The 12,083-nt window shown below is 62.3% G+C and carries 12 protein-coding genes and 1 tRNA gene; 9 read left to right on the top strand and 4 right to left on the bottom strand.

Features of this window, described 5'->3' with window-relative positions; all coding sequences use genetic code 11:
* Positions 1-134: 134 nt before the first annotated feature.
* Positions 135-884 (top strand): outer membrane protein, encoded by a 750-nt coding sequence (locus tag MJ8_RS03230; RefSeq protein ID WP_201413058.1) that lies wholly within the window; start codon positions 135-137, stop codon positions 882-884.
* Positions 885-891: 7 nt separating this feature from the next.
* On the opposite strand, the gene MJ8_RS03225 is transcribed toward MJ8_RS03230, so the two are convergent.
* The gene (locus MJ8_RS03225) at positions 892-1,362 is read right to left on the bottom strand and encodes a nucleoside deaminase (protein ID WP_201413057.1); all 471 of its coding nucleotides are present in this window, start codon (positions 1,360-1,362) and stop codon (positions 892-894) included.
* A gap of 145 nt (positions 1,363-1,507) precedes the next feature.
* Here MJ8_RS03225 and MJ8_RS03220 point away from each other — a divergent pair, with 145 nt between their 5' ends.
* The 8 genes from MJ8_RS03220 (at position 1,508) to MJ8_RS03185 (ending at position 8,459) form a co-directional block, all read left to right on the top strand.
* Positions 1,508-1,729: a hypothetical protein gene (locus tag MJ8_RS03220; RefSeq protein WP_201413056.1), complete on the top strand. Its 222-nt coding sequence runs from the start codon at positions 1,508-1,510 to the stop codon at positions 1,727-1,729.
* A gap of 917 nt (positions 1,730-2,646) precedes the next feature.
* Positions 2,647-3,588: an IS1595 family transposase gene (locus MJ8_RS03215; RefSeq protein ID WP_201413055.1), complete on the top strand. Its 942-nt coding sequence runs from the start codon at positions 2,647-2,649 to the stop codon at positions 3,586-3,588.
* A 616-nt stretch (positions 3,589-4,204) separates the two neighbouring features.
* Positions 4,205-4,307 (top strand) — tRNA-Trp (locus tag MJ8_RS03210).
* A 273-nt stretch (positions 4,308-4,580) separates the two neighbouring features.
* On the top strand, positions 4,581-4,757 hold the full coding sequence (locus tag MJ8_RS03205) for a hypothetical protein (RefSeq protein ID WP_201413054.1): 177 nt from the start codon (positions 4,581-4,583) through the stop codon (positions 4,755-4,757).
* Between the two features lie 6 nt (positions 4,758-4,763).
* Positions 4,764-5,585 carry a DUF3800 domain-containing protein gene (locus MJ8_RS03200; RefSeq protein ID WP_201413053.1) on the top strand — a complete coding sequence of 274 codons (822 nt, stop codon included), beginning with the start codon at positions 4,764-4,766 and terminating at the stop codon, positions 5,583-5,585.
* Between the two features lie 369 nt (positions 5,586-5,954).
* Complete coding sequence (locus tag MJ8_RS03195; protein ID WP_201413052.1) at positions 5,955-6,455, top strand: MmcB family DNA repair protein; 501 nt, start codon at positions 5,955-5,957, stop codon at positions 6,453-6,455.
* Positions 6,456-6,630: 175 nt separating this feature from the next.
* Positions 6,631-7,377, top strand: a complete 747-nt coding sequence (locus tag MJ8_RS03190; protein WP_201413051.1) for an SDR family NAD(P)-dependent oxidoreductase — start codon at positions 6,631-6,633, stop codon at positions 7,375-7,377.
* A gap of 41 nt (positions 7,378-7,418) precedes the next feature.
* Positions 7,419-8,459, top strand: a complete 1,041-nt coding sequence (locus MJ8_RS03185) for an RNA polymerase subunit sigma-70 (RefSeq protein ID WP_201413050.1) — start codon at positions 7,419-7,421, stop codon at positions 8,457-8,459.
* 3 nt (positions 8,460-8,462) lie between these two features.
* On the opposite strand, the gene nhaA is transcribed toward MJ8_RS03185, so the two are convergent.
* The 3 genes from nhaA to MJ8_RS03170 all read right to left on the bottom strand — a co-directional run bounded on the left by nhaA (position 8,463) and on the right by MJ8_RS03170 (position 12,072).
* Positions 8,463-9,659 carry a Na+/H+ antiporter NhaA gene (gene nhaA, locus MJ8_RS03180; RefSeq protein ID WP_201413049.1) on the bottom strand — a complete coding sequence of 399 codons (1,197 nt, stop codon included), beginning with the start codon at positions 9,657-9,659 and terminating at the stop codon, positions 8,463-8,465.
* A 321-nt stretch (positions 9,660-9,980) separates the two neighbouring features.
* Positions 9,981-10,544, bottom strand: a complete 564-nt coding sequence (locus MJ8_RS03175; protein WP_040993706.1) for an ActR/PrrA/RegA family redox response regulator transcription factor — start codon at positions 10,542-10,544, stop codon at positions 9,981-9,983.
* A gap of 202 nt (positions 10,545-10,746) precedes the next feature.
* Positions 10,747-12,072: an ActS/PrrB/RegB family redox-sensitive histidine kinase gene (locus MJ8_RS03170; protein ID WP_201415286.1), complete on the bottom strand. Its 1,326-nt coding sequence runs from the start codon at positions 12,070-12,072 to the stop codon at positions 10,747-10,749.
* Positions 12,073-12,083 lie beyond the last annotated feature (11 nt).

Here is a 12,083-nt window from a genome sequence, read left to right as displayed (position 1 = left end):
TGCAGCGGCGCCACATTGCGAATCGTTTTCACATGACACCCGCCCATCCAATGCCGGAGCCCGTCGGTCCAAGACGGGAGCGGCGAAATCGGCCATGGCTGAATATGCCAGATCAAAACTTCGAGGACTTTTGCATGAGACTCTTGTGTGCGGCCGGTGTGGTGATCGCAAGCATGTTGCCATCGACGGTGTCGGCCGCCGACATGAACGCTGTGGGACAAGCACCGGCCCGGGACTGGAGCGGGTTCTATCTTTCGGCCGGCGGCGGGTATGGCTGGTGGAACGCTGATCAGTATACGGATTTCGGGGGTTTTCCCGCGCCTGGACCGTCCGTGGGCACCAGCGCCAGCGGCGGCTTCGTCACGGTGGGCGGCGGCTTCGACTGGCAATTCGCCCCTTCCTGGGTGGCCGGTGCCTTTGCGGACGTTCAGTTCGGCGACATCAAGGGCACGATCAGGGCGCCTTTCGAGCAGTATTCCGGCACCACGAACGACAGGCTCAACCTTGCCGCGGGCCTCCGTCTAGGTGTGCTGGTTACCCCGGACGTGCTGGTCTATGCCAATGGCGGCTACAGCCGCGCCGAATTCACCGGATCCGGCCTCGATCCGACGCCGCTCGTGCCGTTGAGTGTTGCCGGACAACATTATGACGGGTGGTTCGTGGGCGGTGGCGTCGAGAACACGCTCGACTTCACGGGCATCTCTTCGCCAGGCTGGTCCATGAAGGCCGAATACCGCTTCGCCGACTACGGCCGCAGAAGCGCCGGCATGTATGTCGACGCCACCGGCGCCCCGGACAGTGCCATTGCCTTCAAGCCGAAAGTGCAGACGCTCTCGTTTTCGCTCGTCTACCGGTTCAACGAGCCGGGAAGCGCCCGCTTCTGAGACCGCGTCAGCGCTTCCAGAAATCGCGGTGCGGAGCGAGCAGTTCGTCGGCGATTTCGGGAAAGGGGCCGAAGACCTCGATCTTCTTCTGGCCGGAAGCGAAGACGGTGCGCGAGGCGAGGTTCATCGTCGGATTCTCCTCGTGATCCCCTGTGAGCGCCAGGAGGCTGGTTTCCTCGACCCCGTAGACCAGGCGGCCGATATTGGCCCAGTACATCGTGCCGGCGCACATCGCGCATGGTTCGAAGGTCGTGACCAGCGTGCACTGCCACAGGAACTCCGGCTCATAGGCGGCCGCGGCGCGGCGGGCGAGCTCGGTCTCGGCATGGCGCACCGTGTCGAGATTGCCCTGCCGCATCAAAACGCGATCGTCCGGCCCGACCAGCACGCAGCCGAACGGATGATGCCCATGCGCCGCCGCCTCGCGCGCGACGGCGTCGGCGGACCGGAGGTGGGCAAGCATCTGATCGCGGGTCATGGGGAAATCCTCTCACGGCGAGATTGCTGCCGAGGGATACGATTAGCAAGACCTGATCTCCTCCGCGCCACGGCCAAGCATCCCGCTTCCACGCATTTCCGGTTTGGTGCTATCTTGACGATCGCGCACGCACGGATTGCCGGCCATGGGTCTCCAAGAAGACATCGAGCGGGTCGAGCAGCACATCCGCGAGATCGAAGAGCGGATCGCGCGCCAGCGCGCGGTCATCACTCAGGCGGAAGAAAACGGCCTGCCGACGGAAGGCCCGAGCAACTTCCTGTGGTTCCTGAAAGAGACATTGAGCCTGAGCCGCGACCATTTGGCCAGGCTTCTGGCGGATGAGTTTCGGGCGGGCGACTCACGGTAAGGATCTCCGCATCCCTCGTATTCCACGAGCCATCAGGAATCCGCACTCGCTTGCTAGCCAGATCAGGAGTGAATCGGGCTGGAGTTCATTTGCTGGCTTTGGGGCCGGATCGCCTTAAAGCTGGCCCGCCCGAGATGGATGTCACGGGCGGGCTGTCAGGTCATCCCCAACGGCGGCACGATAAGCAGTGTTCCAGTCCTACGGATGCGCCGCGCTGCACAACGTGGGAGGTCAAGCAATGTTCCCCCGTTTGGGGCTGGGCAACGCCAGGTCGTGAACTCACAAGCCGGCACTGTGACTGCGCTGGAGCGGGACCGGCTCGTCCCCAGGTTACCCGCGCCTAACCGGCCCTTGTCCAGCCATCGGATCACGGCAGGTTCCCGCCGCCACGGACTGGCGACGGCGCAGGACGGACTTGTTGCAAGGCTTGTCAGGGAGACCGGCGTAAGCGAGGTACAGGCTGTGGAGCTTATCCGCTTCCTGGGTCGGGAGTGGGCTTCACTCGTTCGAGAGGCCAAGATGGTTCTTGGGAGGAATAGCTTCGGCCCGCTTGCTTCTCGGATGATCTTGGTAGCCTCTTCCAAGGTAATGCCGCACTTGCGGGCATAGTGGGCGGCTTCTGTTTAAGCTCGCCTTCTAATGGCTCGTTGTTCGGAAGAGGCGAGCCATTTTTTTGAACTGTCTAGGCGCGCGTTACCATGTTGAGACCAAGCCGTACCTTTTGGCTTTCGGCGTAGACGACGGCGAATTGCTCGATGTCGAACGCATGGGCGCTTTGGTTGCCGCTCTCCTCCACAAGCACATGCCGTTCCCCGCACACCTCGGTGATCGAAACCCATAATCGCCCGCTCGTTTGGTGATTATCCGGTTGACAAACCCAAATGGAACTGCGATAACGATTCCAAGGAGTTACCGCAATGTCCGTTTTGTCCCGCCCCGAATTCCATGACGAAGCCAAGGCTTTCGAGCATGTCGAATCCATACTGTGGCCGAACGGCCCCGTTTGCCCCAAGTGCGGTAGTGTAGATCGCCACTACGCTTTGAAGGGCGTTCGCACCAAGCCCTCCAAGAAGAACCCGAACGGCGTCGAGCGTCACGGCCTGTACAAGTGCCGCGCCTGCCGTTCGCAGTTCACCGTGCGTATGGGCACGATCTTCGAGGAAAGCCATCTGCCGCTCACCAAGTGGCTACAGGCCATCCACCTTATGTGCGCCTCTAAGAAGGGTATCAGCGCCCACCAGATGCACCGCATACTCGAATGCACTTATGAGGCCGCTTGGTTCCTCTGCCATCGCATTCGCCTTGCTATGGCCTCTGGCGAGCTTTCCCCGATGGGCGGCGGCGGCAAGACTGTCGAAGCCGACGAAACCTATATCGGTCGTTTGCAGGGTTCTCCCGTCAAGCGCGGCGGCAGCGCTCACAAGAACACGGTCGTTACGCTGGTGGAGCGCGGCGGCACGGCCCGTTCCTTCCATGTCGATACCGCCCGCATGGGTAACGTCATGCCTATCGTCCGCGCCAACATCGCCAAGGAAAGCGCGTTGATGACCGACGAGAGCGGTATCTATCGCCGCGCCAGCCAGGATTTCGCCTCGCATGAATTCGTCACGCATTCCAAGGACGAATATGTTCGCGGCAACGTCCACACCAACACCGTCGAAGGCTTCTTTTCGATCTTCAAGCGCGGCATGAAGGGCATCTATCAGCATTGCAGCGAACACCATCTGCACCGCTACCTTGCCGAATTCGACTTCCGGTATTCGAACCGCGTTGCGCTTGGCGTCGATGACGGTACCCGCGCTTTCATCGCCCTGAATGGCGTGAGGGGTAAGCGCCTTACCTATCGCAGACCTGCTTGACGATAAGCGCAAGCGCTACCGCAAGCCGGTTCAGCTAGAGCTACCGCTCTGGCGGTATCGGCAGCGAAAGAAATAGGTCAGCCTAGCTGACTTAACCAGAGTCGCGTTTAAACAACATCTGTTGCTGTCTGACTACAGAGACTTGAAACAAACTCCGAGCGCGACTATATGGAGTTCTATGACAAACGAACTCCGCGATTACCTGAAATCCCGGCATCGGGAGCTTCTGGATAAGATTACGCCGCTTCGGGCTGAGATCGCGGAGCGGCAATCTTATCTGGTGGCGCTGGAGGCCGAGTTGGCTGACGTGGAAAAATCGTCGGCGGCAATCGGTATGGTTAACGGAGTCCAAACGGCAGACCACAGGAAGGAGGGTGGCATCCGTCGCGGGACAATCAAGGACTACGTTGTTCAGGTTTTGTCCGACTACCCTGACGGGTTGGTCGCCCTGGATATTCTCACCAAAATCAACGAGCGTTTCGATACCGAGTTTACGCGCACCAGCCTTAGCCCTCAGCTAAGCCGCCTCGCCCACGATCAAATCGTGGGGAGGCGCGGGCTGGTTTGGTACCTCGTAAAAAGTTCAGGCCCGGATATTCCGTCCGGGCCTGTTACGGGAGAGATGGCAGAGCGGCTGAATGCGCCTGACTCCAAATCAGGAGAGGTCGGTTCCTCCAAGAACACCACGGCCTCCGGGGGTTCGAATCCCCCTCTCTCCGCACTTAGCCGGACCAAAGAGAGTTTGCTTTCCGGCTCTAATCTCTTTGGCCCACTCATCCCCCTTAAGTCGCCTGATTGGGCGAAGAAAGGAGGTTAGCTGTGTGGCAAGCAGTCATTAGTTCTTGACCCGTTTGCCGGCGGGGGTGCGATTTCAAATCGCACTCCCGTTGGCTTCAAATATGGGGTTATTTCCGGTTTTCGTCAAGGGATTCAGCATGTTAGATGCTATTGACGGCCAAAAGCTGTAGATAACAAATAGTTAGGGAGCCGCCATGCCAACAAAGAAAACCCAGAAAGAGAAATTTGAGGAAGCGGCCCGCGAACTGAAAACAGACCAATCGGAGGAAGCCTTCGAGGCCGCCGTTAACAAGATTGCACACGCACCGAAGCTGACCAACGATGAAATAAAAGATCTGGTGCGCCGGAAAAGCCAAAAGGCAACGAAATAACCCCCCATGCCCGTAACGTTGAATTTGTATCTGGACGATTCCGGTACCAGACATCCTACCCGCAATCCTGGGAAGAAACCCGAACACGGCTATGACTGGTTTGCGTTTGGTGGCGTGCTTATTCGAAGCGATGAAGAGGAAGCGGCACGCGAACTTCACCGCAGTTTTTCCGAGAGATGGCCAATCGAGGCGCCTCTGCACTCATCTGAAATCCGTTCGCAGAATGAGAATTTCGAATGGCTGCGAGGATTGAACGACGACGACAAAAAGCGGTTTTACGAAGAGCTTTATGTGATGATGCGCGATGCGCCCGTCACAGGTATCGCATGCACGATTGATCGTCCCGGCTACAATGCGCGCTATCTGGAAATGTACCAGAAAGCGCCGTGGCAGCTTTGTAAGACGGCGTTTAGCGTTGTCGTAGAGCGCGCTGCTAAGTTTGCTCGAAGCATGGACTTGCGTTTGCGCGTTCACCCAGAACGCTGCAACAAGCCGGAGGACGCGCTACTCAAAGCCTATTATGAGACCATGAAGGCAGAGGGCATGCCTTTCGCTAAGGACAATTCCGGCAAATACGCGCCACTAACGGCCGAGCAATTCACGGAAACCCTCTACGAATTCGCGACGAAACAGAAATCGTCTCCCATGGCGCAGTTCGCGGACCTGTTTTTGTGGCCGATTTGCATGGGCGGCTACCACGCGAGCAACCGAACTTACAAACGGCTTATGGACGATAAGAAGCTGATCGAATGCCACCTCAAAGAAGAGGATTGGCCAATGCTGGGGTCGAAATACAGCTGCTTTGAAAACGTCGAGCGCAAACCCTAGATACTCAAAAAGCCTCATGCGTTTCCGCAGAGGCTTTTGGGCGACCGCAAAGGCGATCTCGTGGGCCAGGCCCGGAGATATAACTAAACTAATTCGCTTTGGTTCACAAGATTCTGCGAAAAAATATCGTTGACAAATTCGCAATTGTGATCCGCACCACCACATTTTGCGACCATCGAAATTTTCATCGCAAAATTTAGCGGCAAATTTCACCCCACCCAAAACGCGAACGGCCCACCTTGTGGAAGGGTGGGCCGATCTAATCGCGACGTTGTTATTGTGTAACATTAAACGTTGGGTTTGTCAAACAGATAATCGCCGCTCGTTTGCGGGTTCAAACCGTGAACAAAATCTGGCATGGTGTTTGCTATGCCAATCGTTTCCCCGATTCCCCTTAACCCGTTGATCGACGGTCGCCAGTCGGAGCGCGCCATGCTGGTGCGGCGCGGCGTGCAGCGGCTGCTCAGCGAAATGGGCGCGCATGTGCTGCCGGAGCTGTCGCTCGCCACCGGCCGGCGCGCCGATCTCGTCGCGCTGACCAGGCAAGGCGACATCTGGATCATCGAGATCAAATCCTCGATCGAGGATTTCAGGGTCGACCGCAAATGGCCGGACTACCGGCTGCATTCGGACCGCTTCTTCTTCGCCACCCATCCCGGCGTTCCGGCTGACATCTTTCCCGAGGAATGCGGCTTCATCCTCTCCGACGGCTATGGCGCCGAGATCCTGCGCGATGCGCCTGAGCACCGCATGGCGGCCGCGACGCGCAAGGCGCTGATGCTGCGAATCGCCCGCGCGGGCGCCGCGCGGCTGCTGGCCGCCGAGCTTGCTGGCGTCGCCGTGCCGGCGCTGGACGGCGAGAGCGAGTAGCCTCCTCCCGAGAATGGAGGCCTGCCGTTGACGGCCGGCGCCGAGACAAGATTCAAACCGCCTCCATCTGCGGCCGACAAGAATTTCGACCTGCACCGATGATTTTCGCTGATCCCGATTGTCTTCACCAACAGATACGACCGGATGGACCGGCGGTCTGGAAAGAGGTGATCACATGAAATCGTTGCAAAATCAGAATGTCGTCGTGGTCGGAGGCAGCCGTGGCGTCGGCCGGGCGATCGTGGAGGCAGCGCTTGGCGAGGGAGCGACCGTGCTTGCCGTCGCCCGTGGCGCCGCCGACCTGAAGCAGCTCGCCTGGGAACGCCCGGGTCTGAAAACCCTCAGCATGGATGCAACGGCGGAAGGAGCGCCGCAGGCGGTTTTCGATGCGCTGGCACCCGACGTGCTGGTGGTCTGCGCCGGGGCGCTCGCCCCTGCCGAGCCGATCCAGGAGCAGAGTTGGGAGGTCTTCTCGGCGAATTGGGAGATGGACGTCAAGGCATCGTTCCTGTTCTGCCGGGAAGCCCTCAAGGGCCGGCTGAAGCCCGGAGCCCGCGTGCTGCTGATCGCCAGCGGCGCCGCCATCACCGGCGGCCCGCCGAATTCAGGCGGCTATGCCGGCGCCAAGCGCATGCAGATATTTCTGGCCGGCCATTGCCAGAAGGAATCGGACAGGCTCGGCCTCGGCCTGCGTTTCATGGCGCTTTCGCCGGCCCGCATCATGCCGGGCACCGGGGTTGGCGATCGCGGCATTGGCAGCATCGCAGCCTATATGGGCATCCGCCCGGCCGACTTCCTGGCCAGCTTGAGCGACATGCAGACGCCGGGCGATGTCGGACGAGCGGTGGTGCAGCTCGCGACCGGCAAGCTGCAGGGCAGTTCCTTCACCGTGAGCGGCAGCGGCCTTGCGGCAGCGGCATGAGGCGAGCAGGATGGCGGCCGGATTCAGCGCCCGGGTTTCCCATGACTGACGCGTCCGGCCCTATCGAGCCTTTGGGCCGGCCAGGCCAGCCGGTCCTCGACCGGCTGGCTTTCGAGCGCCTGAGCGTCGCCCATCGCCGCGCGCTCAAGCTGCATTGCTACCGGATGATGGGCTCGCTCAACGAGGCGGACGATCTCGTCCAGGAGACGTTCCTCAAGGCCTGGCGCGCGCGGTCGCAATTCGACGGGCGCGGCTCGGCGCGCGGCTGGCTCTACGCGATCGCCACCAAGAGCTGCCTCAATGCCATCAAGGCACGGTCGGCGGGGCGGCGCATTCTCCAGCAGCCCGGACGGCCGCCCTCCGACGGAGGAGCGACCGGTGGTCCGACCGCGGAGCTCGCCTGGCTGGAGCCATATCCGGATGCGGAGCTGCCGGACATTGCCGACGACAGGCCGGGTCCGGAAGCGCGCTACGAGGCCCGAGAGGCCGTGCGGCTCGCTTTCGTGGCGGCGATCCAGTTGTTGCCGCCCAGGCAGCGTGCGGCCTTGCTGCTTTGCGATGTGCTCGGATGGTCCGCCATCGAGACCGCGCAATTGCTCGGCGGAACCATAGCGTCGATCAACAGCGCCCTGCAGCGGGCCCGCGCGACGCTACGCGACCGCCAGGGGAGCCCGCCGCAGCGTTCGTGGCCCGGTCCGGAGGAAGGCGTGCTGCTCGAACGCTATATGCGGGCCTGGCAGGCCGACAATCTGGATGGGCTGGTGGGCCTGCTGCGCGAGGACGCCGTCTACCATATGCCGCCCTGGCGGGAATGGTACCATGGACATCAGGCGATCGGCGCCTTCCTCGGAACTGTCTGGGGCAATTTCGCCGGCTACCGCCCGGTGGCCATCGGCGCCAACGCCCAGCCGGCCGTGGGCGTCTACGCGCTCGGCCGCCAGGATTGCGTGTGGCGGCCTCATTCGTTGCATGTCATCGAGCCGGACGACGGCAAGATCGCCTCCCTGACCATCTATGTCCCGCCACTCGGCCCCGCCTTGTTCGCGGCCTTTGGCCTGCGGCCGGAGCCTGTCGCGTCCTGAGGATCAGCCCAGATCTTCTTCCGCCCCGCCGACCGCTGGCGCCGTCAGCAGTACGGCGGCGCCGAGCAGCGCGGCAACCAGCGAGCCCGCGAGGATGCCGACCTTCACCGCGTCCTGGAGCGCCGGATCGCTGGCGAAGGCGAGCAGGCCGATGAACAGGCTCATGGTGAAGCCGATGCCGCACAGCAGCGAAACGCCCAGCATATGCAGCCAGCCGGCATTGACCGGCAGGTCGGCGAGGCCAAAGCGGATGGCCAGCGCCGAGGAGCCGAACACGCCGACGAGCTTGCCCAGCACGAGGCCGGCGGCGACGCCCAGCGTCAGCGGCTCGACCAGGGCTGCAAGGCTCAAGCCCCCGAGCGAGACGCCGGCATTGGCGAAGCCGAAGATCGGGATGACGATGAAGGGCACGAGCTTGTGCAGGCCGTGCTCCAGCCGATGCAGGGGCGAATGTTCGGTATCGTGGCTGATGCCGGGAGAACGTTCCAGCGGGATGGTGAGCGCCAGCGCGACGCCGGCCAGCGTGGCATGCACGCCCGATTTCAGCACCAGCACCCACAAGACGACGCCAAGCAGGAGATACGGCCAGAGCTTCATGGCCCGCATCCGGTTGAGCAGGACGAGCAAGGCGATGACGACGAAGGCGGCGGCCAGATAAGCGAGCGACAGGCCGCTGGTGTAGAACAGCGCGATGATGACGACGGCGCCGAGATCGTCGATGATCGCCAAAGCGGTGAGGAAGACCTTCAGCGAGGCGGGCACGCGGCTGCCGAGCAGCGAAAGCACGCCGAGCGCGAAGGCGATGTCGGTGGCGGTGGGGATCGCCCAGCCGGCAAGCGCCGCCTGATTGTCGCGGTTGACGAAGACATAGACCAGCGCCGGGACCGCCATGCCGCCGGCCGCGGCGATGCCCGGCAGCACGCGGCGGGGCCAGGTCGAAAGCTGTCCGTCCAGCATTTCGCGCTTGATCTCCAGCCCGACCAGCAGGAAGAACACCGCCATCAGCCCGTCATTGATCCAGTGCGAGACGCTGAGCGGCCCGAGATAGGCGTGCAGGACGGCGAAATAGGTCCCGGCCAAAGGCGAATTGGCGACGATCAGCGCCAGGGCCGCGGCCACCATCAGGATGATGCCGCCGGCGGCCTCGCCGTCGAGGAACTCGCGCAGGATCGATTTCGGCCGTTGATCCAAAGCCTGCATTTCGACTCCTCACTTCCCTTTCGGCGGCGCGATGATGCGCAAACTTCGACGAGCGGGCAAGCATCACAATTTTGCGAACACCGGCGCCGCATCTTCTCTCCGTGAAACAGGGAGAAGAGTGCTCTCGCGCAGCACTTCGCTAATCTCCGACGGCGTGTAAGGGAGCCAGCGTTGCGGGCAGCCCCCTTCTCCCCGTCGCTATATAGGGAGAAGTGCTCCGGCAGGGCGATGAGGGGCAGCGATGACTTCGATGGTTTAGGTCTCGCTGCCAACCGAACCCCAGGTCGGCCGAAGCGCGTTATGCAGTACGTCCAGCGGCCCTCAGCGCGGCGCCCGCTTTGCGAGGATCCGCTGCAAGGTCCGGCGGTGCATGTTCAGCCGGCGCGCCGTCTCGGACACGTTGCGGTCGCACATTTCGTAGACGCGCTGGATGTGCTCCCAGCGCACGCGGTCAGCCGACATCGGGTTTTCCGGCGGCGCGGCACGCTCGCCGGAGGTGCGGGTGAGCGCGGCGAAGACGTCGTCGGCATCGGCGGGCTTGGAAAGATAGTCGACGGCGCCGAGCTTCACCGCAGTCACCGCGGTGGCGATATTGCCGTAGCCGGTCAGGATGATGGCGCGGGCGTCGTCGCGCTTCTCGCGGATGGCGGCCACGACGTCGAGGCCGTTGCCGTCGCCGAGCCGCATGTCGACCACAGCATAGGCCGGCGGATGGGCGCGCGCCTTGGCGACCGCCTCTTCCACGCTCTCCGCCGTCTCGACCACGAAGCCCCTTGTTTCCATGGCCCGGGCAAGCCGGGTGAGGAAAGGCTTATCGTCCTCGACGATGAGCAGCGAGGTGTCCTCGCCCTCGACCATTGCGCCAGTCGTTTCGTCTCCGCTCATCTTATCGGCATCCTATCGACCAAAAGCGCATCCGTCGAAACGAATTCCAGCGAAGGCGCTTGAAGTCCATGTTTTCAGGCATGCCGCTTTTCCAGACACAATTTCGGGCGACATGCTTCACTTTTACGCAGATACAGTCCCGCAAGGGCAATGTCCAATTTTTAGAGCCGGCAACAGAGCTGCCATGCGAGAACCGCAGGGTTCAGGCGTTGTCGAACATGGTGGCCGAGGCTTGTTCCTGGTTGAGGAAGAGGCCGCGTGGCCAGGATATCTGCACCACCGCGCCTTCGCCGAGCCCGCTCGAATTGCGGAAATCGATGGTGGCGCCGGAACGCTCCAGCAAGGTCTTGGCGATGAACAGCCCGAGCCCCAGGCCGCCGCCCGCCTCGGTGCCCTGGCGCGTCGACATATAGGGTTCGCCGATGCGATCGATGATCTCGGCCGGGAATCCCGGCCCGTCATCGGTGATGGAAAAGGTGACCGCCTCATTGTCCCAGCTCCAGCTGACGGTGACGGACTTGCGGGCGAAATCGACGGCATTCTCGACCAGATTGCCAAGCCCGTAGATGACGCCGGGGTTGCGCCGCCCGACCGGCTCCGGGCCGATGCGCTCGCCGGGCCGCAGCCGGATCGAGATGCCGAAATCGCGATGCGGCGCCGTCACCTCCTCGATCAGCGAGGTGAGCGGCATGCGCGACAGATGTGCCTCGCCTTCCGAGGAAAGGCTGGTCAGCCGCTTCAGGATCTCGCGGCAACGCTCGCTCTGGGAGCGCAGGAGCTTGACGTCCTCGCCATATTTCGGATCCTTGCCGAGCGCCTTCTCCATCTCCTTGGCGACGACGGTGATGGTGGCCAGCGGCGTGCCGAGCTCATGCGCGGCGGCGGCGGCCAGCCCGTCCAGCGCCGACAGATGCTGCTCGCGCTGCAGCACCAGCTCGGTGGCGGCAAGCGCGTTGGCGAGCAGGCGCGCTTCCGCGGCGACACGGAAGGCATAGATGGCGGTGAAAGCGATCGAGGCGAAGACCGCCATCCACATGCCGGCGACATAGATGAAGGGCATCGGCAGCGGCGATCCCTCATACCAGGGCAACGGCAGGTGAAAGAACACCAGCAGCGTGGCGGCCACTATGACCAGCGCGCCCAGCACCGCGGTCATGCGCAGCGGCAGCGAGGCGGCCGAGATGACGACCGGCACGGACAGCAGCACGCAAAACGGATTGGTCAGGCCGCCGGTCATGTAGAGCAAGCCGGTGAGTTGGACGCCATCGAAGGTGAGGATCGCAAAGGCCGCGAGCGGGGTGAGCCGATGCGCGGCCGGATAGCGGAAGGTGAGCCACAGATTCATCCAGGCCGACAAGGCGATGAGCGCAAAGCACATCGGCACGGGCAGCGGGAATTTCAGGCCATAGGCGACGACCAGCACGGTCAGGCTTTGGCCGACGATCGCCAACCAGCGCAGACGGATCAGCGTGTTGAGCCGCAGCCGCTGGCTTTGCTGTGTATCGGGCGCGCGCAGGATGTTGATCATCGCCAAGGATT

The organism is Mesorhizobium sp. J8, from assembly GCF_016591715.1.
In the GTDB taxonomy this organism is placed as follows: domain Bacteria; phylum Pseudomonadota; class Alphaproteobacteria; order Rhizobiales; family Rhizobiaceae; genus Mesorhizobium.
Note: the sequence above shows the minus strand (reverse complement) of the source record. Positions and strands in the feature narration are given on the sequence as shown.